Annotated in this window: 17 protein-coding genes; 14 read left to right on the top strand and 3 right to left on the bottom strand. The window is 72.8% G+C overall.

Annotated elements, in window-relative coordinates; translation table 11 throughout:
* Positions 1–3 precede the first annotated feature (3 nt).
* On the bottom strand, positions 4–2,670 hold the full coding sequence (locus AB0M29_RS20790) for an ATP-dependent helicase C-terminal domain-containing protein (RefSeq protein WP_365384668.1): 2,667 nt from the start codon (positions 2,668–2,670) through the stop codon (positions 4–6).
* Positions 2,671–2,724: 54 nt separating this feature from the next.
* Positions 2,725–3,549, bottom strand: coding sequence for a class I SAM-dependent methyltransferase (locus AB0M29_RS20785; RefSeq protein ID WP_365384524.1), 825 nt, complete (start codon positions 3,547–3,549; stop codon positions 2,725–2,727).
* Positions 3,550–3,833: 284 nt separating this feature from the next.
* Between AB0M29_RS20785 and rpsA the strand changes: the two genes are divergently transcribed.
* The 5 genes from rpsA (at position 3,834) to AB0M29_RS20760 (ending at position 8,851) form a co-directional block, all read left to right on the top strand.
* Positions 3,834–5,336: a 30S ribosomal protein S1 gene (gene rpsA / locus AB0M29_RS20780; protein ID WP_365384522.1), complete on the top strand. Its 1,503-nt coding sequence runs from the start codon at positions 3,834–3,836 to the stop codon at positions 5,334–5,336.
* Positions 5,337–5,733: 397 nt separating this feature from the next.
* The gene (locus AB0M29_RS20775; protein WP_365384520.1) at positions 5,734–6,669 is read left to right on the top strand and encodes a PAC2 family protein; all 936 of its coding nucleotides are present in this window, start codon (positions 5,734–5,736) and stop codon (positions 6,667–6,669) included.
* Positions 6,670–6,763: 94 nt separating this feature from the next.
* Entirely contained in the window at positions 6,764–7,357 is a 594-nt protein-coding gene (coaE, locus tag AB0M29_RS20770; protein WP_365384518.1) for a dephospho-CoA kinase, read from the top strand.
* Positions 7,358–7,442: 85 nt separating this feature from the next.
* Positions 7,443–7,808: a tetratricopeptide repeat protein gene (locus AB0M29_RS20765; protein WP_365384516.1), complete on the top strand. Its 366-nt coding sequence runs from the start codon at positions 7,443–7,445 to the stop codon at positions 7,806–7,808.
* A gap of 116 nt (positions 7,809–7,924) precedes the next feature.
* Complete coding sequence (locus tag AB0M29_RS20760) at positions 7,925–8,851, top strand: slipin family protein (protein ID WP_365384515.1); 927 nt, start codon at positions 7,925–7,927, stop codon at positions 8,849–8,851.
* 48 nt (positions 8,852–8,899) lie between these two features.
* On the opposite strand, the gene AB0M29_RS20755 is transcribed toward AB0M29_RS20760, so the two are convergent.
* Positions 8,900–9,430, bottom strand: a complete 531-nt coding sequence (locus tag AB0M29_RS20755) for a methylated-DNA--[protein]-cysteine S-methyltransferase (protein ID WP_365384513.1) — start codon at positions 9,428–9,430, stop codon at positions 8,900–8,902.
* Positions 9,431–9,632: 202 nt separating this feature from the next.
* Between AB0M29_RS20755 and AB0M29_RS20750 the strand changes: the two genes are divergently transcribed.
* The 9 genes from AB0M29_RS20750 to AB0M29_RS20710 all read left to right on the top strand — a co-directional run bounded on the left by AB0M29_RS20750 (position 9,633) and on the right by AB0M29_RS20710 (position 21,119).
* The gene (locus tag AB0M29_RS20750) at positions 9,633–10,655 is read left to right on the top strand and encodes a type IV toxin-antitoxin system AbiEi family antitoxin domain-containing protein (RefSeq protein ID WP_365384511.1); all 1,023 of its coding nucleotides are present in this window, start codon (positions 9,633–9,635) and stop codon (positions 10,653–10,655) included.
* 69 nt (positions 10,656–10,724) lie between these two features.
* Positions 10,725–12,821: an excinuclease ABC subunit UvrB gene (gene uvrB, locus AB0M29_RS20745; RefSeq protein WP_365384510.1), complete on the top strand. Its 2,097-nt coding sequence runs from the start codon at positions 10,725–10,727 to the stop codon at positions 12,819–12,821.
* 163 nt (positions 12,822–12,984) lie between these two features.
* Positions 12,985–13,563, top strand: coding sequence for a TerD family protein (locus AB0M29_RS20740; protein ID WP_365384508.1), 579 nt, complete (start codon positions 12,985–12,987; stop codon positions 13,561–13,563).
* Positions 13,564–13,626: 63 nt separating this feature from the next.
* Complete coding sequence (locus AB0M29_RS20735; RefSeq protein ID WP_365384506.1) at positions 13,627–15,534, top strand: TerD family protein; 1,908 nt, start codon at positions 13,627–13,629, stop codon at positions 15,532–15,534.
* 105 nt (positions 15,535–15,639) lie between these two features.
* Positions 15,640–16,653 carry a TerC family protein gene (locus AB0M29_RS20730; RefSeq protein ID WP_365384504.1) on the top strand — a complete coding sequence of 338 codons (1,014 nt, stop codon included), beginning with the start codon at positions 15,640–15,642 and terminating at the stop codon, positions 16,651–16,653.
* Between the two features lie 94 nt (positions 16,654–16,747).
* Positions 16,748–17,791: a cytochrome c oxidase assembly protein gene (locus AB0M29_RS20725; RefSeq protein ID WP_365384503.1), complete on the top strand. Its 1,044-nt coding sequence runs from the start codon at positions 16,748–16,750 to the stop codon at positions 17,789–17,791.
* Positions 17,792–17,927: 136 nt separating this feature from the next.
* On the top strand, positions 17,928–18,362 hold the full coding sequence (locus AB0M29_RS20720; protein WP_365384502.1) for a hypothetical protein: 435 nt from the start codon (positions 17,928–17,930) through the stop codon (positions 18,360–18,362).
* A 248-nt stretch (positions 18,363–18,610) separates the two neighbouring features.
* Positions 18,611–19,444 (top strand): serine/threonine protein kinase, encoded by an 834-nt coding sequence (locus AB0M29_RS20715; protein WP_365384501.1) that lies wholly within the window; start codon positions 18,611–18,613, stop codon positions 19,442–19,444.
* Positions 19,445–19,448: 4 nt separating this feature from the next.
* Complete coding sequence (locus AB0M29_RS20710; protein ID WP_365384499.1) at positions 19,449–21,119, top strand: protein kinase; 1,671 nt, start codon at positions 19,449–19,451, stop codon at positions 21,117–21,119.
* Positions 21,120–21,173 lie beyond the last annotated feature (54 nt).

Here is a 21,173-nt window from a genome sequence, read left to right as displayed (position 1 = left end):
GGGTCAGCGGCGGCGGTGGGTGGTGTGGCGGGTCGGCTCGGCCGTCGAAGGATCCTCCGGCCAGGGGTGCTTGGGGTAGCGGCCGCGCAACTCGGCCCGCACCGCCCGGTAGCCGTCGCGCCAGAACGACGCCAGGTCCGCGGTGACCGCCGCGGGCCGCCCGGCGGGCGACAGCAGATGGACCAGCACCGGCACCCCGGCGATCCGCGGCGTCTCGCGCAGCCCGAACAACTCCTGCAACTTCACGGCCAGTACGGGCTGCTCGCCGCTGTAGTCGACCCGGATCCGCGACCCGCTGGGCACCTCGATCCGCTCCGGCGCCAGCTCGCCGAACCTGCCGCCCTCACCGGTCGACCACGGCAGCAGCCGCGGCAGGGCGGCGCCCGCGTCAATCCGCTCCAGGTCGGACCGCCGCCGGGCCGCCGCCAACTCGGGGCCCAGCCACTCCTCCGCCCGGTCCAGCAGCGCCTCCTCCGACACGTCCGGCCAGCCGCCGCCCACCTCCCGGCGCAGGAACGCCAGCCGCTGCCGTACCTCGCCGGCCTCCCGCGACCAGCGCAGCAGCCCGGTGCCCTCCCGGCGCAGCCCGTCCAGCAGCGCCGCCCGCACCAGCTCACGGGACGGCGTCCGCAGCGGCACCGACGCCAGCTCCACCGCGCCCAGCCGCTCCACCCGCCGCGCCACGACATCGCCGTCCGTCCAGCGCACCTCCTCGTACGCGGTCAGTACGCCCGCCGCGGCCAGCCGCGCGGTCGGCTCGTCGACGACCGCGGCCACCCGCACCCGCGCGTCTGCCTTCCCCACGCCCCGATCGGCCACCGCCACCGCCACCCACTCGGCGTCCCCGACCCCGCCGATCTCGGCGCCGGTCCCGGACACCATCAGATACGCCCCCGGCCCGCGCCGCCGCGCGATCCGCTCGGGAAACGCGAGCGCGACCACCAGCCCGGCGGCCTCGTCGTCCGAGACGGCACCCCCTGCCGCGCCACCCCGCGCGGCACCGCGCGGTGCCGCGCGCTCGGCCGAGTCGCCTTCGGGGTGTCCGCCCGCCGCGGCGCCCGCCGCACCGCGCGGTGCCGTGCCAGGCTCCGCCAGCGTGCCCGCGTCCGGGTCTTCGTGCGTTCCGCCCCGGGCCGCGTGCGCGGGTGCCGTCTCGGACAATGACGCCGCGAGCCGGGAGGATTCCGCGCGCCAGCGGGCGGCGTACGGGTCGGACGCCTGCCGGGCCCGGTGCCAGGCGGCGGTCAGGTCGGGGCCGTAGGAGCGGGGGAGTTCCTCGCTGAGCAGGGCGGTGACCTCGGCGGCGCGGCGCGGGCCGAGGACGGGGGCGGCGTCGAGCAGGGCGCGGGCCAGCCGGGGGTGGACGCCGAGCCGGGCCAGCCGGCGGCCGCGGTCCAGGGCGCGCCCCGTCGCGTCGACGGCGCCCAGGCCGCGCAGGGTCTCGCGGGCCGCCGCGAACGCACCCGGCGGCGGCGCGTCGAGCAGCGCCAGCCCCGTGGCGTCCGGGTCACCCCAGCACGCCGCCTGCAGGGCGAACGCGGTGAGGTCGGCCAGCGCGATCTCCGGCGAGGGCTGCTTCGGGTGCCGGGCGTCCTCCGCCTGCGGCCAGCAGCGGTAGACGGTGCCCGGCCCCTCACGCCCTGCCCGCCCCGCGCGCTGGTCGGCGGCGGCCCGCGACACCCGTACGGTGGCGAGCGTGCCGAGCCCCCGCGCGTGGTCCACCCGCGGCTCACGGGCGAGACCGGCGTCCACCACCACGCGGACGCCCGGCACGGTCAGGCTGGACTCGGCCACCGACGTCGCCAGCAGCACCCGCCGGGTGCCGCCGCCGGGGGCAAGGGCCGCGTCCTGGACGGCGGCGGGCGCACGGGCGTGCAGTTGCAGCACGTCGGCGCCGTCGCAGTCGCCGAGCAGCCCCGCGACCCGGCCGATCTCCCAGGTCCCGGGCAGGAAGCACAGCACGTCGCCGTCGTGCTCCCGCAGCGCCCGCCGGACGACCGACGCCACATGGTCGAGCAGCGCCGGGTCCACGCTCATCCCGTGCGGGGGCCGCACCGGGCGGGCCGGCGGCGTCCACTCCACGGCCACCGGGTACAGGACCCCCGCGGCCTCGACGACCGGCGCGGGCGGCCCGTCCGCACCGCCGAGCAGGGCCGCCCACGCGGCGGTGTCGGTGGTGGCCGACGCGGCGACCAGCCGCAACTCGGGCCGCAGCAGGGCCCGTACGTCCAGCAGGAACGCCATCGCGGTGTCGGCGTCCAGATGCCGCTCGTGGCACTCGTCGAGCATCACCGTGCCCACCCCGGCCAGTTCGGGGTCGCGCTGCAGCCGCTGGAGCAGCACACCGGTGGTGACCACCTCCACCGCCGTACGCGCCGAGACGCGCCGCTCGCCGCGGACGGTGAAGCCGACCGTGCCGCCGACCCGCTCACCGAGCAGCCAGGCCATCCGCCGGGCCGCGGCCCGCGCCGCCATCCGCCGCGGCTCGGCGACCAGCACCCGCCCGCCGCCCGCCCGCGCCAGCAGCAGCGGGACCAGCGTCGTCTTCCCCGTACCGGGCGGCGCCGCGAGCACCGCGCACCCGGGCCCCGACCCTCCGAGCGCCTCCAGCAGCGCGGGCACCACCTCCGCCACGGGCAGCCCGAGCCCCTCGGACCGGATGTCCGCGATCCTGAGCCGTCCCCCGCCCGCACCGGGTGCGTCCCCGGCGCCGCCAGGCACCCCTCAGTCCGCCGTGCAGACGAAGATCGCCGTGCCGGGGAGGAGGCGGCCGCGCAGCGGGGACCAGCCGCCCCACTCCTGGTCGTTCCACTCCGGCCACTCGGGCTCGACGACGTCGACCAGGCGCAGGCCGGCCTGGGCGATCTCGCGGACCCGGTCGCCGAGGGTGCGGTGGTGCTCGACGTACTCGGCGATGCCGCGGCTGTCCTGCTCGACATAGGGGGTGCGGTCGAAGTAGGAGGTGGCGGCGGTCAGGCCCTCGGGGCCCGGCTCGTCGGGGAAGGCCCAGCGGACGGGGTGGGTGACGGAGAAGACCCAGCGGCCGCCGGGCCGCAGCACCCGCCGTACCTCCCGCTGCACCCGTGCGGTGTCGGCGATGAAGGGCAGCGCCCCGTACGCGGAGCAGGCCAGGTCGAAGGTGGCGTCGCCGAAGGGCAGCGCGCCCGCGTCGGCCTGCACCAGCGGGACCGCCGCCGTGCCGGGCGCGGCGGCCTCGTCGATCCGCCGCGCGTGCTGGAGCTGCCTGCCGGACAGGTCGAGCGCGACCGGCCGGGCCCCCTTGGCGGCCAGCCAGCGCGAGCACTGCGCCGCGCCCGCGCCGATCTCCAGCACCGCCTGGTCCTTCAGGCCCGCGGCCGGTCCGAGCAGGGCGGCGTCCTCCTCGTCCAGCCCCTCCGGTCCCCAGACGAACCTGGCGTCGCCCAGGAAGTCCCCGTGCTCGACCTGGTAGTCGTCCGCGTTCCGGTCCCACCAGCCACGACTGGCCCGGCTGCTCTCGGTGACGCCCGCGATACGGCGGGTGGCTTCAGGTTCGGGTCCTTGGATCATCGCGGCAGTCGTCGTACTCTCTGAGAAGACCGGTGGCTGGGGCAGTTGCGGCGGTTCGGGTTGTTACGCGCCGGGTGTGCTCTTCGTGCATTGACCGTGCCCGGCTGCCCCCGTATGCTACAAGTTGCGCTGCGAGCCTGCGCGCCTCAGACAGAGCAGGCTGCGCTCGGAATCTGTTGCATACCTCTCGGCCTTCAAGGCTGTCCGGAATTCATCAGGAGCGAAAAGGGCTTACGGCGTAGCAGTACCTACGACTTACTGTCCGTACCGGAGTCCTTTCCCTAATGACGAGCAGCACCGAGGCCCCTCGCACCACCCCGCAGGTGGCGGTCAACGACATCGGCAACGAGGAAGCCTTCCTCGCCGCGATCGACGAGACGATCAAGTACTTCAACGACGGCGACATCGTCGACGGCGTCATCGTGAAGGTCGACCGGGACGAGGTCCTGCTCGACATCGGTTACAAGACCGAAGGTGTCATCCCCTCCCGCGAACTCTCCATCAAGCACGACGTCGACCCCAACGAGGTCGTCGCCGTGGGCGATGAGATCGAGGCCCTTGTTCTCCAGAAGGAGGACAAGGAGGGCCGCCTGATCCTCTCGAAGAAGCGGGCGCAGTACGAGCGCGCCTGGGGCACCATCGAGAAGATCAAGGAAGAGGACGGCATCGTCACCGGTACCGTCATCGAGGTCGTCAAGGGTGGTCTCATCCTCGACATCGGCCTCCGTGGCTTCCTGCCGGCGTCGCTCGTCGAGATGCGCCGCGTCCGCGACCTCCAGCCCTACGTGGGCAAGGAGCTCGAGGCCAAGATCATCGAGCTGGACAAGAACCGCAACAACGTGGTGCTGTCCCGCCGTGCCTGGCTCGAGCAGACCCAGAGCGAGGTCCGCCAGACCTTCCTCACCACCCTGCAGAAGGGTCAGGTGCGCTCCGGCGTCGTCTCCTCGATCGTCAACTTCGGTGCGTTCGTGGACCTCGGCGGCGTCGACGGTCTCGTGCACGTCTCCGAGCTGTCCTGGAAGCACATCGACCACCCGTCCGAGGTTGTCGAGGTCGGCCAGGAGGTCACCGTCGAGGTTCTCGACGTGGACATGGACCGCGAGCGTGTCTCCCTGTCGCTGAAGGCGACGCAGGAGGACCCGTGGCAGCAGTTCGCCCGGACCCACCAGATCGGGCAGGTCGTGCCCGGTAAGGTCACCAAGCTCGTCCCGTTCGGTGCGTTCGTGCGCGTCGACGAGGGCATCGAGGGCCTGGTGCACATCTCCGAGCTGGCCGAGCGCCACGTGGAGATCCCGGAGCAGGTCGTCCAGGTCAACGACGAGATCTTCGTCAAGGTCATCGACATCGACCTGGAGCGCCGCCGCATCTCGCTGTCGCTCAAGCAGGCCAACGAGTCGTTCGGCGCCGACCCGGCCTCGGTCGAGTTCGACCCGACCCTCTACGGCATGGCCGCGTCGTACGACGACCAGGGGAACTACATCTACCCCGAGGGCTTCGACCCCGAGACCAACGACTGGCTCGAGGGCTACGACAAGCAGCGTGAGGAGTGGGAGGGCCAGTACGCCACGGCCCAGACCCGCTTCGAGCAGCACCAGGCCCAGGTCATCAAGTCCCGCGAGGCCGACGAGCAGGCGGCCGCCGAGGCCGGCACCGCGGCTCCCGCGGCCGGTGGCGCCGGTGCTTCCGGTGGTTCGTACTCCTCGGAGTCGGACGACAACTCCGGCGCGCTCGCCTCGGACGAGGCGCTCGCGGCGCTCCGCGAGAAGCTGGCGGGCGGCCAGAGCTAGTCGCTCGCCGCTGGGCAAGACCCAAGACCGCGGCCCGCACCCCTCCGGGGATGCGGGCCGCGGTTCTTTTGTGCCCGAGGAAATCCCGGGGGCAAGCCCCCGGGCCCCCTTTTTTTGGTGCGCCCGGAAAGCGCGGGTCATGGCCCCGGCCCCCTTCGCGGCGGAGCCGCGGGTGCCCGCCCCGGGCCCCTTTTGCGGCGAGGTCGCCGGTGGATGCCTCGGACCTCCTTCGCGGCGGAGCCGCTGAGCAGGGTCCCGGACCCCCCTTGGCGGCGGAGCCGTGGCGGAAGGCGGGGCGATGAGGTTGTCGAGGAACTGCGCCTGGAGGGCGTCCGGTGGGGAATGGCGGCGCTTCCTTGTTCGTTGTTGGTGGGAGAGAGCGAGGAGGACGATCATCGTGCTGGATCCGCAAGGGCTGTACGAGTACGTACCGGGCGGGGCCGAGGCCGTCGACGCGGCGGTCGGGGACACCGGTCCCGTGCTGCTCTACCACTTCGAGGGATACATGGACGCCGGTGAGACCGGCGAGCAGATCAGCGCGCAACTGCTGGACCGCCTCGACAACCAGTTGGTCGCGCGTTTCGACGCCGACCGTCTGGTCGACTACCGGGCCCGCCGCCCCCTGATGACCTTCGAAAGGGATCACTGGACGTCGTACGACTCACCGGAGATCGACCTCCACCTGTTGCGGGACACCACCGGCACGCCCTTCCTGCTGCTGTCCGGCTCGGAGCCGGACGTGGAGTGGGAGCGGTTCGGCAAGGCCGTGCTGCAGGTGGTCGAGCGGCTGGGGGTGCGGCTGGCGATCAACTTCCACGGCATCCCTATGGGCGTCCCGCACACCCGTCCGGTCGGGCTGACCCCGCACGGCAACCGGGTGGACCTGATGCCCGGCCACCGCGCCTGGTTCGACGAGGCCCAGGTGCCCGGCAGCGCGGCGTCGCTGATCGAGCTGCGGCTGGCCGAGGCCGGCCGTGACGTGCTGGGCGTGGCCGCGCATGTGCCGCACTACCTGGCGCGTTCGCCGTATCCGGACGCCTCGCTCGCCGTGCTGGAGACCATCACCGCGGCCACCGGCCTGGTGCTGCCCGATGTCGCCCACGCGCTGCGCGCCGAGGCGCACACCGTCCGCGTCGAGATCGACCGCCAGGTCGCCGAGGGCGACGGCGAGCTGGTCTCGGTGGTCCGCGGGCTGGAGAGCCAGTACGACGCGGTCGCCGGGTCGCAGTCCCGCGAGAGCCTGATCGCCGAGCCCGTCGACCTGCCCTCGGCCGACGACCTCGCCGCGGAGTTCGAGCGCTTCCTCGCCGACCGCGACGACGACGGCCGCTAGAGCACGGAGAAGTCAGCGCCGCCCAGGGCCTGACCGGCCGGTCCGGAGACTGCCCCCAGTCCCGGACCGACCGGCCAGGCCCTACGCTGTGCCCATGCTGAGCGTGGGACTGACCGGCGGGATCGGGGCGGGCAAGAGCGAGGTGTCGCGGCTGCTCGCGTCGTACGGGGCGATCCTGATCGACGCCGACCGTATCGCCCGTGAGGTGGTCGAGCCCGGCACCGAGGGGCTGGCCGCCGTCGTCGCCGAGTTCGGCACGTCCGTGCTCACCGAGGACGGCACCCTCGACCGGCCCGCGCTCGGCGCGATCGTCTTCGCCGACGAGAGCCGCCGCCAGGCGCTGAACGCGATCGTGCACCCGCTGGTCGGCCGCCGCTCCGCCGAACTCCAGGCCGCCGCGGGCCCCGGCGACATCGTCGTCAACGACGTGCCGCTGCTCGCGGAGAACTCCCTCGCCCCGTTCTACGACCTGGTCATCGTCGTCGACGCCGACCCCGCCACCCAACTCGACCGGCTGGTACGGCTGCGCGGGATGTCGCAGGAGGAGGCCAGGTCCCGGATGGCCGCTCAGGCCACCCGCGAGCAGCGCCTCGCCGTCGCCGACGTGGTCATCGACAACGACGGCCCGCTGGAGGACCTGGAGCCGCAGGTCCGCAAGGTGTGGCAGGAGCTGCGCGACCGTACGTGACGGGAATGCGGTTGCCACGGGCGGCGTTGGGTATGTCTGTCCAGACGATCATTCGTCGCCCGTGCCCGATGTCAGGGAGGCGGCCGTGCCAGAGCGCACCCCCGAGACGCATGTCATCGACTTCCGCGCAGCGGAGCGGCTCCTCGACGCGCGTGACCCGCGCGGCGCGGTGAAGCTGCTCGACCAGGTGATCGCGGCCCACCCGGAGAACACCGCGGCCCGGCTGCTGCGCGCCCGCGCCTTCTTCGCCGCCGCGCAACTGCGCCCGGCGGAGCTGGAGTTCCAGATCGTCCTGGAGCGGGAGCCGGACAACGCGTTCGCGCACTTCGCGCTGGCCCGTACCCTCGAGCGCGCCAACCGGGCCGCGGAGGCCCGCCGGCACTTCCGGCTGGCCGCCGCGCTCGACCCGCAGCCCGAATATCTGGCCGCGGCGCGCTTCGACGGCGAGTGAGCGTCCCGACCCTCGGTGAGTGATCGTCAAGGTCCCGTCAAGGAACCCCTCGCGATACTTACAAGGAGCGGGTTCCGCAGGTATTTTCACACCCTTGTACGAGGGGAGCGGGGGACATGGCCATACTCGTGGCAGTGCTGATCATCGCGGCGGTGCTCGGCCTGATCGTGCTGCCGAGCAGCCTGAAGGTGGTCAAGCAGTACGAACGCGGGGTGATCTACCGCTTCGGCCGGGTCAACCGGCTGCCCAGGGAGCCCGGCCCGCGCATGCTGGTGCCGTTCATCGACAAGATGACGAAGGTCAACATGCAGGTCGTCACCATGCCGGTGCCGTCCCAGGAGGGCATCACCCGCGACAACGTGTCGGTACGGGTCGACGCGGTGCTGTACTTCCGGGTGGTGGACCCGATCCGCGCCACCGTGGACGTGCAGAACTACCAGTTCGCGATGTTGCAGGTGGCGCAGACCTCGCTGCGGTCGATCATCGGCAAGAGCGAGCTGGACGACCTGCTGTCCGGGCGGGAGAAGCTGCACGAGGGCCTGGAGTTGATGCTGTCCACCCCGGCCACCGGCTGGGGCATCCACATCGACCGCGTCGAGATCAAGGACGTGGCGCTGCCGGAGTCGATGAAGCGCTCGATGGCCCGTCAGGCGGAGGCGGACCGTGAGCGGCGGGCCAGGATCATCACCGCCGACGGTGAACTCCAGGCGTCCCAGAAGCTGTCCGAGGCCGCGGCGACCATGGACGCCAACCCCTCGGCGCTGCAACTGCGCATGCTGCAGACCGTGGTGGAGGTCGCGGCGGAGAAGAACTCCACGCTGGTGCTGCCCTTCCCCATCGAGCTGCTGCGGTTCTTCGACCGGGCCGGCGCGGCGGCCCAGCCGCCCGCGCCCGCGCCGCCGCCGGAGCCCTCGCAGGCGCCGCAGGCCAAGCCGGTGGACGCCGCCGAGCGGCCGTCGGAGGTCGAGGCCGGGGAGCAGCGCGCCGAACTGCCGAAGTCCGGGCCCGCGCAGATCCCCGACCCCCGCTCCTCGGAGGAGTGACAGCCGCTCGGTGCGGGCGCGCGCCCCGGTCCGGGGCGCGGCCGTCGCTCAGAACAGCGGTGCGGGCAGCACGCCTTCGAGGGCCAGCAGGGTGCGCTTGATCTCCAGGCCGCCACCGAAGCCGCCTATGCCGCCGTCGCTCTCCACCACCCGGTGGCAGGGCACCACGACGGGCAGCGGGTTGGCTCCCATCGCGGAGCCGACCGCCCGCGCCGCGTCCGGCTCGCCGACCCGGTCGGCCAGGTCCTGGTAGCCGACGACCGCGCCGTACGGCACCCCGGTCGCCAGCTCGCGCAGCACCCGGCGGGCGAAGCCGGTGATCAGCGACCAGTCGAGGTCGAGACCGAACTCCTTGAGGTCGCCCGCGAAATACGCCGCGAAGCGCTCGGCGACCGGCGCCAGCCGGGCCGCGTCCTCGACCGGTATCGCGCCCAGCCGGCGCCCCATCGAGGCCACCGCGCGCCGCGCGGTGGCCTCGTCGGCGCGGAAGACGACATTGACGAGTCCCTCGTCGGTCGCCGCCACCAGCAGCGGGCCGATCGGGGTGTCGAGGACGGTCCAGACGGCATTCGTGGTCACGTCCGCCAGCGTATGCCGGGGGTCTGACAACGCGGTCCCCACGCGGTCCCTGCGCCGTCCCCGCGCCCGGCGGCCCGGCGGACACCAGGGCGGGCTGATGATATGACCGTCCTTCCCTATGACTGTCCGCGTACGGTCGGATTCCTGTAGCAGAGTCGTCACAAGAGGTGGCCGGGCGGTTACCGAGGGGCAAGTTGCCGCCATGACGCGAACCGACTACGCCGACGCGCTCGGAGAACTCGCCCGCGACCAGCACCAGGTGGCCACCACCGGTCAGCTCGCCGCGATCGGGGTGCCCGCGAGCGCCGTACGCAATCTGTGCCGCCCCGGCGGACGCTGGCAGCGGGTGCTGCCCAAGGTCGTCGTGCTCCGGCCCGGGCCGCTCACCGTCGACCAGCGCTGCCGCGCCGCCCTCGCCTACGCGGGGTTCCCGGCCGTGGGCGCGCTGCTCACCGGCCCCGCGGCGCTCGCCCTGCACGGCCTCGACCAGACCCCGTTCGCCGCCGCGGCGGGCGGCCGGATCGTCGACGTCCTGGTGCCGCGCGGCCGGGCCGTACGCACCCACACCTGGGTGCGGATGCACTACGCCGCCGCGCTGCCCGCCGCCCAGCACGCCGACGGGCTGCCGGTCGCACCGCTGCACCGCGCCGCCGTGGACGCGGTCCGCGCCTCCTGCGACCCGCTCTGGGTGCGCTCGGTGCTGACCGAACTGGTCCGCGAGCGCGGCGTCGGCCTGGAGACGCTCGCGAACGCCCTCCTCGACGAGGCGCTGGCCCGTAAGTCCGGGGTGCCCGAGACGCTGCGCGACCTGCGCGCGCAGGCCCGCTGCCCGGTCCCGCCACCGCTGCGCGCCCTGGTGCGCGGCTGCGGGCTGCGGCCCCCGCTGTGGCGCCCCGTCCTGCGCTTCGACGGCGCCTACCTCGGCTCGCCCGACGCGTACTGGCCGCGCGAGGGCGTCGCGCTGGGCATGCTCGACCCGGGCCCCGGCGCGGGCTCGGGTACCGGCCGGGGCGCCGCCCCGGAGCCCGGCGCGAGGCAGCACGCCGGCTCCCGGGCCCGTGCGCAGTACGAGCGGCTCGCGGGCCTCGGGCTGCGGGTGGTCGGCGTCCCGCCGGACGCGCTGACCAGCAGGCCGGGCCGGATCGCCGACGCGCTGCGGATCGCGCTGGAGACCGGCCCGCACGGGCCGCACGACCGGATCACGGTCTTTCCCGCGGGCGGCTGAGGCCCCCGGCGGGAGGGCGTCCACCGCCGGACCCGGCCGATTGTCGGTGCCGGGTCGTACGGTGGTGCCATGCGGCCCGTATCAGACATCGAACGCAGTGTGGCGCCCTTCGAGGTCGTCAGCCCCTTCCAGCCCAGCGGCGACCAGCCCGCGGCCATCGACGAGCTGGAGCGGCGTATCCGCGCCGGTGAGCAGGACGTCGTCCTGCTCGGCGCGACCGGCACCGGCAAGTCCGCCACCACCGCGTGGATGATCGAGCGGCTGCAGCGCCCCACCCTGGTGATGGCGCCGAACAAGACGCTCGCCGCCCAGCTCGCCAACGAGTTCCGCGAGCTGCTGCCCAACAACGCCGTCGAGTACTTCGTCTCGTACTACGACTACTACCAGCCCGAGGCGTACGTCCCGCAGACGGACACCTTCATCGAGAAGGACTCCTCCATCAACGAGGAGGTCGAGCGGCTGCGGCACTCGGCCACCAACTCCCTGCTGACCCGGCGCGACGTCGTCGTGGTCGCCTCCGTGTCGTGCATCTACGGTCTCGGCACCCCGCAGGAGTACATCGACCGCATGGTCCGGCTCAATGTCGGTGACGTCATCGACCGCGACCAGCTGCTGCGCAAGTTCGTCGACATCCAGTACACGCGCAACGACGTGGCGTTCTCCCGCGGCACCTTCCGGGTGCGCGGCGACACCATCGAGATCTTCCCGGTCTACGAGGAACTGGCCGTCCGGATCGAGATGTTCGGCGACGAGATCGAGGCGCTGTCGACCCTGCACCCGCTCACCGGCGAGGTCATCACCGACGACCGGCAGATCTACGTCTTCCCCGCCACCCACTACGTGGCCGGACCCGAGCGGATGGAGCGGGCCATCGCGGGGATCGAGAAGGAGCTGGAGGAGCGGCTCGCCGAGCTCGACCGGCAGGGCAAGCTGCTGGAGGCCCAGCGGCTGCGCATGCGCACCACGTACGACATCGAGATGATGCGGCAGATCGGCTCCTGCTCGGGCATCGAGAACTACTCACGGCACATCGACGGCCGCGAGCAGGGTTCCGCCCCCGACACCCTCATCGACTACTTCCCCGAGGACTTCCTGCTGGTCATCGACGAGTCGCATGTCACGGTGCCGCAGATCGGCGCCATGTACGAGGGTGACGCGTCCCGTAAGCGCACCCTGGTCGACCACGGCTTCCGGCTGCCCTCCGCGTTGGACAACCGCCCGCTGAAGTGGGAGGAGTTCCTCAAGCGGGTCGGCCAGAGCGTCTATCTGTCGGCCACCCCCGGCAAGTACGAGCTGTCGCGCGGCGAGGGCGTCGTCGAGCAGATCATCCGCCCCACCGGCCTGGTCGACCCCGAGGTCATCGTCAAGCCCACCGAGGGCCAGATCGACGACCTGGTGCACGAGATTCGGCTGCGCACCGAGCGGAACGAACGGGTGCTGGTCACCACCCTCACCAAGAAGATGTCCGAGGACCTCACCGACTACCTGCTGGAACTGGGCATCCAGGTGCGCTATCTGCACAGCGACATCGACACGCTGCGCCGGGTGGAGCTGCTGCGGGAGCTGCGGGCGGGCGAGTACGACGTCCTGGTCGGCATCAACCTGCTGCGCGAGGGCCTGGACCTGCCCGAGGTCTCACTGGTGGCCATCCTGGACGCGGACAAGGAGGGCTTCCTGCGCTCCGGCACCTCGCTGATCCAGACCATCGGCCGCGCCGCCCGTAACGTCTCGGGCCAGGTGCACATGTACGCCGACCGGATCACCCCGGGTATGGAACGGGCCATCGACGAGACCAACCGCCGCCGCGAGAAGCAGATGGCGTACAACACCGAGCGCGGTATCGACCCGCAGCCGCTGCGCAAGAAGATCGCCGGCATCCTGGACTCCTTCGCCAGGGAGGACGCCGACACCGAGGAGCTGCTCGGCTCCGGCCGTCAGCGCTCGCGCGGCAAGGCGCCGGTGCCCGGTCTGTCCTCGCGCGGCGGTGAGAAGCGCACCGCCAAGTCGCTGCCCGCCGAGGAGCTGGCGGATCTGATCGGCCAGCTCACCGACCAGATGCACGCGGCCGCCGCCGAGCTGCAGTTCGAGGTCGCGGCCCGGCTCAGGGACGAACTGGGGGAGCTGAAGAAGGAGTTGCGCCAGATGAGGGAGGCGGGGATGGCGTAGCGCGGCGGATCGGCGGTGAGCGGGGGACGCCCGGTGCGGGCGGCCGGAAACCGGCCGTGCCTCAGCGGGAATTCACGGACGACGAACCGGGATACCGTTGCGCGGCGTCTTGTTAGGGTGCGGACAACCGCACACACAGGTGACGGGTGAGAGGGGACAGCGCGTGACGGTCAACATGTCCAAGGGTCAGAAGATCAGCCTGAGCAAGGCCGATGGAGGGACCCTGACCGCGATCAGGATGGGGCTCGGCTGGCAGGCGGCGCCGCGCCGCGGGCTGTTCGGCAGCCGCACCCGCGAGATCGACCTGGACGCCTCGGCCGTGCTCTTCGCCGACAAGCAGCCCGTCGACGTGGTGTTCTTCCAGCACCTCACCAGCGACGACGGCTCGGTGCGGCACACCGGCGACAACCTGGTCGGCGGCGCCGGCCAGGGCGGCGACGACGAGTCGATCCTGGTGGACCTGCAGCGGGTGCCGGTCCACGTCGACCAGATCGTCTTCACGGTCAACTCCTTCACCGGCCAGAGCTTCGCCGAGGTGGAGAACGCCTTCTGCCGCCTGGTCGACGAGACCAACGGCCAGGAGCTGGCCCGCTACACGCTCACCGGCGGCGGCGCGTTCACCGCGCAGATCATGGCCAAGGTGCAGCGCGGGGCGTCGGGCTGGTCGATGACGGCCATCGGCACCCCCGCCAACGGACGGACCTTCCAGGACCTGATCCCGGCCATCCTGCCGGCGCTCTGACGGCAGACCCGGCCTGAGGGCCGGACCACACACACGCGAATACGGGAGTAGGGGGCGGCGGACATGACGGCCGAACTGGTCCGGGGGCAGAACCATCCGCTGCCAGGCAACCGGCTGGAGATCCGGGTGTCTGCGGGCACCCCGGTGGTGGCCGCGGTCACCCTGGGGGACGAGCAGGGCAGAGTCGTCGGCGACGACGCATGGCTCGCCCACCCGGGGGCGCCGCAGCTCGCCGGGGTCGAGGTGCCGCGGCAGGCCGCCGCCGACCACCGGCTGGCGGTCGACCTCGGCGCGATGCCGCCGGGGGTGCACCGGGTGCATGTGCTGCTCGCGCTGCCCGGCGCCGCGGGCCGCCCCGGCGCGCCGTCCGACTTCGGCGCCGCCCCCGCCCCGTATCTCGCGGTGACCACCCCGGAAGGCGAGGCGATCGCCGCCTTCACCATCACCGGGCTCGGCCCGGAGACCGCTCTGCTCGCCCTGGAGCTGTACCGGCGGCAGAGCGCCTGGAAGGTACGGGCCGTCGGCCAGGGCTACCAGGGCGGGCTGCCCGCCCTGCTGCTCGACCAGGGCGTGCCGGAGGCCGCCACGGTCGCCGGGACGATCCACGAGGCGGTCGGCCGCGAGCTGTCCCGCTCGGTGGCCCCGCCCGCCGTGCCGCGTACGGTGATGCCGCCCACTCCGCCGTCGCCCACCCCGGCCGCCGACCCGGGCGGGACCACCGGCACGGCCGCCACCGCGTCCGCCCCTTCCGGCGGTCCGGTCGACTACCGGCATCCGCGCCGCAAGGCCGCCGCCCCGCCGCCGCAGGCCCCGCCCGCGGCCGCCCAGGGCGGGATCCCCGGGCAGTCCGGCGGAGTCCCCGGCCAGTCCGCCCCGCCCGTCCCCGTCGCGGGCGACGCCTCCGGCTGGACGATGGAGGAGCGGCTGCACAACCAGATCTGGGGCATGTTCGAGGACCTGGCCCGTACCGTCGCCGCCTACCGCAGCGCGGTGGACTTCGCGGAGTCGCGCTTCGACCAGGAGATGGACCGGCTGCTGTCCGATCCCGCCACCCGCGGCGGTCCGGCCGCCGAGGCCGCCCGCGACCAGGCGCAGGCCAAGCAGTTCGCCCTGGTCGACCAGGCCCGCGCCGTGCTCGACCGGGACATCGCCCAGCTCACCGCCGAGTCCGAGGTGGTCGAGCCCGCGCTGCCGCCCGCCTTCGCGGGCTGGGAGAACCCGGCCTGGCACGGCTACCGGGTGCCGTCGGAGCCGCCGCTCGCCGTCCGGCTCGGCAGCCTCTCGCTGCCCGAGGCCCCGGAGCTGCGGATCCCGCTGATGGTCCGGCTGCCGCTGGACCGCGGCCTGTGGATCGACAGCTCCGAGGACCGCCGGCTGGCCATGGAGACCGCGGCGGCGACGGCCGCCCGGCTGCTCGCCTCGTATCCGGTGGGCGGCTTCGCCGTGCACGCGCTCGACCCCGCGGGCTCCGGCGCCACCGCGCTGGCCCCGCTGGCCGCCGGCGGCGCGCTCGCCCTGCCGCCCGCCGCGGGCGCCGCCGGGGTCAGCGATGTGCTGAACCGGCTGACCGAGCGCGTCGACCTGCTGCAGATGGCGATGCGCGGCGGGGCCGCCGACGCGCTGCCCCCCGGCTTCGACACCGCGCAGCAGCTGCTGATCGTCAACGAGTTCCCGTACGGCTTCGACGACCGGGCGGTCAACCAGCTGCGCTATCTGGCCGACGAAGGCCCCCGGGCAGGCGTCCATCTGCTGCTGGTGGCCGACCGGGAGGACGCCGCCGCGTACGGTCCGGTGCTCGATCCGCTGTGGCGTTCGCTGCTGCGGCTCACCCCGCTGCCCAGCGACCATCTCGCCGATCCCTGGGTCGGCCATGCCTGGACGTTCGAGCCCGCGCTGGTGCCGCCGGGCAGCCAGGTGCTCTCGCACGTCCTCGGGGAGATCGCCGCCGCACGTCCGGCATACGGCACCTGACCTGCATACTTGGAGTAATCTTTACTGTTTCTTGGTCATTCGTGTACCGTTGGGCTTCCGACAGCGAGCCATCGACTGTTGCCGACCCCGACTGCCGGAGGACCAGTGGACGTGTCCCTCGCCCTCTGGGCGCTCACCATCGCCGGGCTGGGCGCCCTCATCGCCGCCGACTTCGTGATCGGCCGGAACCCGCACGACGTCTCCGTCAAGGAGGCAGGGATCTGGACCGTCGTCTGGGTCGTGCTCGCCGGGCTCTTCGGCCTCGGCCTGCTGCTCTTCGCGGGCGGCAAGCCGTCCGGCGAGTTCTTCGCGGGCTACATCACCGAGAAGTCGCTCAGCGTCGACAACCTCTTCGTCTTCGTGCTGATCATGTCGAAGTTCGCGGTGCCCTCGCGCTACCAGCAGCGGGTGCTGCTGGTCGGTGTGCTCATCGCGCTGGTGCTGCGGGCGGTCTTCATCGCCGGCGGCGCCGCGATCATCGCCAGCTTCTCCTGGGTCTTCTACCTCTTCGGCGCCTTCCTGATCTGGACCGCCTGGAAGCTCATCCAGGACGCCCGCTCCGACGACGGCGACGAAGAGGAGTTCGAGGAGAACCGCGTGCTGAAGATGGTCGAGCGGCGGGTGCCGTCAACCGACCGCTACCACGGCACCCGGCTGTTCATCACCGAGAACGGCAAGCGGCTGATGACGCCGATGCTCGTGGTGATGCTCGCGATCGGCACCACCGACGTGCTCTTCGCGCTCGACTCCATCCCCGCGATCTTCGGCCTCACCCAGGACCCATACATCGTCTTCACCGCCAACGCCTTCGCGCTGATGGGTCTGCGGCAGCTCTACTTCCTGATCGGCGGGCTGCTGAAGAAGCTGGTCCACCTGTCGTACGGCCTGTCGGTGATCCTCGGCTTCATCGGCGCCAAGCTGGTGCTGCACGCGCTGCACGAGTCGGGCGTCCATGTGCCGGAGATCTCGATCCCGGTCTCGCTCGGCGTCATCGTCGTCGTCCTCGGTGTCACCACCGTGACCAGCCTGATCGCCTCGCGCGGCCAGGCGGCGGCAGCCGAGGCGGATGCCGCCGCCGCGGTCGAGGACCCGGACCGCCCGGCCCCCGTCGACGCCTGACGGGCCGGGCCGACCGCCCCCCGCTCGCTCGCGCCGTCCGCCGCGGGGTCTACCGTGTCCCCGTAGCGGACGGATGCGTGGAAAGGCGCGGATTGTGGCGAGCGGTCTTGCGGTCGGCCCTGCGGTCACGGCACTCCCCGAGCTGACCGGCTCGCGGTTCCTCGGCACCTGGCAGCTCGACGGTGTCGCGCTCGCCGCCGTACTCCTTCTGGGGGCGGCCTACGCGGCGGGCGTACGACGCAAACGGCGGGCGGGGGAGCCATGGCCGCTGTGGCGTACGGCGGCCTTCTTCGTGCTCGGACTCGGCACCCTGGTGGTCGCCACCATGTCGGCGCTCGCCGTCTACGACCGGGTGCTGTTCTGGCCCGCGGCCGTGCAGAACATCGCCCTCGACCTGTTCGCCCCGCTCGGCCTGGCCCTCGGCGACCCCCTCGCACTCGCCGCACCCGACGGCAGGCTGCAGCGCGCGTTCACCAGCCGCCCGGTCAGGGCGCTGACGTATCCGCTGGTCAGCTCGGTGCTCGTGCTCGCCTCCGAGCTGACGATCTACTTCACGCCGTACTTCTCCACCGCACTGGGCAACGGCTTCGTCCGCCAGTTGATGCACCTGCAACTGCTGCTCACCGGCTGCCTGTTCGTGCTGCCGATGCTCAGCCGCCAGGAGCTGCTGCCGCGCTGGTGCAGCCACCCGGTGCGGGCCGCGCTGGTCTTCCTGGACGGCCTCTTCGACTCCGTGCCCGGCATCGTGGTGATGACCAGCGGCACCTTGGTGGCGGGCCACTGGTACCGCGACCACCCGCGCTCCTGGGGGCCGAGCATCCAGCACGACCAGATGCTCGGCGGCGGGCTGATGCTCACCCTCGCCGAACTCGTCGGACTGCCCTTCCTCATCCTGGTGTTCTTCGAGTGGTGGCAGGCCGAGCGGGAGAAGACCGTGGAGCTCGACGCCCGTCTCGACCGCGAGGCCGCGCTGGCGATGCCCGCGGCCCCGGCCCCGGCGCCCGCGACCGCGGTCTCCGGAGCGGCCGCCGCCGGTCCCGACGCCGCCGCGGTCCCTCCGCCCGCGCCCGAGATGACCCGGCCGTGGTGGGAGACCGACGAGGGCGAGGTCGGTATGCGGATGCGGCGCCGCGGCTGACCGGAGCCGCCGTCAGGTGCAGGAACGGGCGGTCGTGTTCCGGTTGTGGCACTCACGGTCACGATCGGATCACGCCACGGACATTCGCTGTCGAGAAGGTACACGCTGATCCCCTTACATGATCCCAAGGGGGAAAATGCGCTACTTCCGTACGACCGCGGCGTGTCTGCTCACCGCCGCCGTGCTCTCGCTCGCCGCCTGCGGCACCAAGGTGGCCGGTTCCGATTCCGGTTCCGGCGCCGACCCCGGCAGCGCGCCCACCGGCACCGCCGTGGCGACTGCGACCGCCACCCACGCCGCCAGCAGCGTTCCGGTACTGACCGGAATGGATCTGCCCGCCGCCATGGACGCCGCCGCTCTCGCGGGCTACGGCAACGTCGCCACCCACGACGCCACCGGCGCGGAACGAGCCGAGACCGTCGACGCCGACTGGCAGGTCTGCTTCCAGCATCCCGCCCCCGGGACGGCCGCCGCCTTCGGCACACACGTCGAACTCGGCATCGTCAAGGCCACGGAGGAGTGCCCGGCCTCCGACAGGACGACCTCCAGGACCAAGAGCCCGGTGCGCTGACCGACCCCGGTGACAACCGCACCCTTTGTGCGGTGTGCACGCCGCGCCGATCGCGCGAGCCCGCACACCCCCCGACGGGCCGTCACATCCGCCCCGCACGCCACTCGCGCAGCTAGAATTGTGCCCAGGGTTGCTGGTGTTGTACGGACGGTGAAGTTCTTCTCGGCCAAAATCCGCGAGGCACGCAACTGCCCGTGCCCGGTCGGCGTCCCCAATTGCGCGACAGGAACGCCGGATCGGGGAAAGACATGGACACCGTCATCGTGCAGCTTCCCGAGCGGGGCGGACGGCCGCCGGACTCCCCGGCGCCGTGCCCGCGACTGCTCCGCCTCGGGCCCGGCGACACGGCGGAATTCGGGCGCGGCGCCCCGGGCAGCCCGGTACCGGTGCGGCTGTACGACGCCAGCGTGTCCCGCTGCGCCGGGCTGATCACCGCGGCCGAGGACTACTGGCGGCTGTCGAATTTCAGCCGCCGGGTGACGTATGTCGTGGAGAACCTGGAAGGCGCGGGCGAGCACATCAAGGTCGCCCCCGGACGGCTCGGGGCGCCGGTGCCCTTCGAGTTCTCCCGGGTCGTGCTGCCTTCCCGCTCCACCGAGGCCAGCTTCAAGGTGTTCGCGCCGCAGCACGCGTATCTGGACGGCGTCGGACCCGACGCCCCCGGCGCGGCCGACGGCGCCGCCGACTGCCCGGACCTTGCGCGCGGCGGTGAGCAGACCACCAACCCCTTCGCCCTCGACGCCACCGCCAAGTACTTCCTGGTGCTGCTCGCGCTGTGCGAGCCGCGGCTGCGCAACGCGTCGAGCGGAGCCGTGCCCGGCGTCTCCGAAGTGCTGGAGCGGCTGCGGCCGTTGGAGTCCTGCCGCGACCTGACCCGGTCCGCCGCCAACTACCACATCGACTACCTCGCCTCCGTGAAGCTGCGGCTGCGCGACGACGCCTGGTCCGGCGACGGCGACGCCATGGTGGGCGGCAAGCGCGAGGAACTGGTGGCGTTCGCGCTCCGCTTCGACCTGGTACGCGAGGAACACCTGGCCCTGCTGCCGCCCAAGGCGCGGCGGGCGGACAGGGTGGAGGGCTGACACCGTGGTACAGATCGGCCGGGACGGACAGGGCGCTCCGCCCCTCTCGGTCCCGAAGGGCTTCCGCGTCGGCGACTGGACGGTCACCGGGCTGATCGGCTCCGGCGGCTGGGGCAGCGTCTACGCGGCGGAGGGGCCGGACGGCGCGCGGGTCGCCGTCAAGTTCCTGCGCACCGGACTGCTGACCCCGGGCCAGCTCACCTCGATGGACGAACTGGTCAAGCGGGAGGTCGAGTTCAGCCTCGCCGCCCGCCACCCCAACCTCGTACGGGCGCACGCGGCGCTGACCGTCAACGACGGCGATACGGGCTCTGATTCAGGCTCCGATCCGGATGCGGATACGGATACGGATACGGACGCGGACTCCGCCACGGACCCCGATCCGCGCTCCGGCGCCAGCCGCGGGCTCGACGGCGCGATCGCCCTGGTGATGGACCGCGCGGAGCGCAGTGTGCAGGACGTGCTCGCCGCCGCGGAACCCGGGACGCCGGTCCCGGGCGCGGAGCGACTGCTGCGCGGGGTCAGCGCCGGGCTCGCCCATCTGCACACGCGGGGCTGGGTGCACGGCGACCTCAAGCCCGGCAACATCCTGCTCGGCCCCGGCGGCGAGGTCTGGCTGGCCGACTTCGGCCTCACCGCCGAACTGGACGGCACCCACGCCTACGTGCCGCCGCTCGGCTCGCTCGACCATCTGCCGCCGGAGTGGTGGTCGGAGCGCACCGGCAGCCGGGGCACCGCGATGCGGCCGACCTCCGACATCTGGGCGTTCGGCGTCCTCGCCCACCAGGTGCTCAGCGGCGGACTGCACCCCTTCCCCGGTGCGGGCGCCCGCGCCCGGGCGCTCGCCGCCCAGTCGTACGCCCGCGGCCGCGCCCCCTTGCGACTCGACGGCGGCGTGCCGGACGGCTGGCGGCGGCTGATCGTCGACTGCCTCGCTCCCGACCACGCCTCGCGGTCCGGTCTGGACGCGGCGACGCTCGCCGAGAGGGTGGCGGCGCTGGAGTCCGGCACCGACACCGCAGCCGGGTCCGCCCCAGCGCCCGGCAACGTTTCCGGTACGGCGGCGGCGCCCGGCGGCCGGCCCTGGTGGCGGCGGCGCGTGCCGCTGGCCGCCGCCGCGACCGCGCTGGTCACCGCGGGCGCCGTCACCGCCGTCCTGCTCACCACCGGCGGCGGCCACCACGGCTCCGGCGGCACCGGCGCGGGCGTCACCAACGACGGCGTTCCCGCCGACTCCGACGTGCCCGTGGCGCTGCGCCCGTACATCTACGACGCCGCCCACGGGTGTGTGCACCCCGAGGTCACCCCCGCGCTGATCGCCGCGATGCTCAAGGCGGAGAGCAACTTCGACGCCAACGCGCGCCGCCCCAGCACCGGCGAGTACGGCATCGCCATGTGGACGCCCAGTGTCTTCGAGCCCTGGGCGAAGGACGGCAACCACGACGGGAAGGCGGACTACATGTCCGCGCCCGACGCGATCGCCACCATGGGCGTCTATCTCTGCTGGATCGACGACCAGTTGCAGGTCGCGGGCATGCACACCGACATGCCGTCGCTGATCGCCGCCAGTTACCGCACGAGCTACGGCAAGGTCGTGAAGGCGGGCGGCGTCCCGCCGGCGGTCGAGCCGTACATCGACAAGGTCAGGCGCTATCTGGCGGACTACACGAGGTAGCCGCCGACCGTCACGTCATCGTCCCACCCGGCTCATCCGTCACACCCCTGCCAT

Source organism: Streptomyces sp. NPDC051976 (assembly GCF_040680795.1).
Taxonomy (GTDB): Bacteria; Actinomycetota; Actinomycetes; order Streptomycetales; family Streptomycetaceae; genus Actinacidiphila.
This window is presented reverse-complemented; position numbering and strand designations above follow the sequence as displayed.

Bases quoted from the DNA above. Each gene is read 5' to 3' on its own strand.
- AB0M29_RS20785 (WP_365384524.1), bottom strand. From the start codon at position 3,549: ATGATCCAAGGACCCGAACCTGAAGCCACCCGCCGTATCGCGGGCGTC.
- rpsA (WP_365384522.1), top strand. From the start codon at position 3,834: ATGACGAGCAGCACCGAGGCCCCTCGCACCACCCCGCAGGTGGCGGTC.
- coaE (WP_365384518.1), top strand. From the start codon at position 6,764: ATGCTGAGCGTGGGACTGACCGGCGGGATCGGGGCGGGCAAGAGCGAG.
- AB0M29_RS20760 (WP_365384515.1), top strand. From the start codon at position 7,925: ATGGCCATACTCGTGGCAGTGCTGATCATCGCGGCGGTGCTCGGCCTG.
- AB0M29_RS20750 (WP_365384511.1), top strand. From the start codon at position 9,633: ATGACGCGAACCGACTACGCCGACGCGCTCGGAGAACTCGCCCGCGAC.
- uvrB (WP_365384510.1), top strand. From the start codon at position 10,725: ATGCGGCCCGTATCAGACATCGAACGCAGTGTGGCGCCCTTCGAGGTC.
- AB0M29_RS20735 (WP_365384506.1), top strand. From the start codon at position 13,627: ATGACGGCCGAACTGGTCCGGGGGCAGAACCATCCGCTGCCAGGCAAC.
- AB0M29_RS20720 (WP_365384502.1), top strand. From the start codon at position 17,928: ATGCGCTACTTCCGTACGACCGCGGCGTGTCTGCTCACCGCCGCCGTG.
- AB0M29_RS20715 (WP_365384501.1), top strand. From the start codon at position 18,611: ATGGACACCGTCATCGTGCAGCTTCCCGAGCGGGGCGGACGGCCGCCG.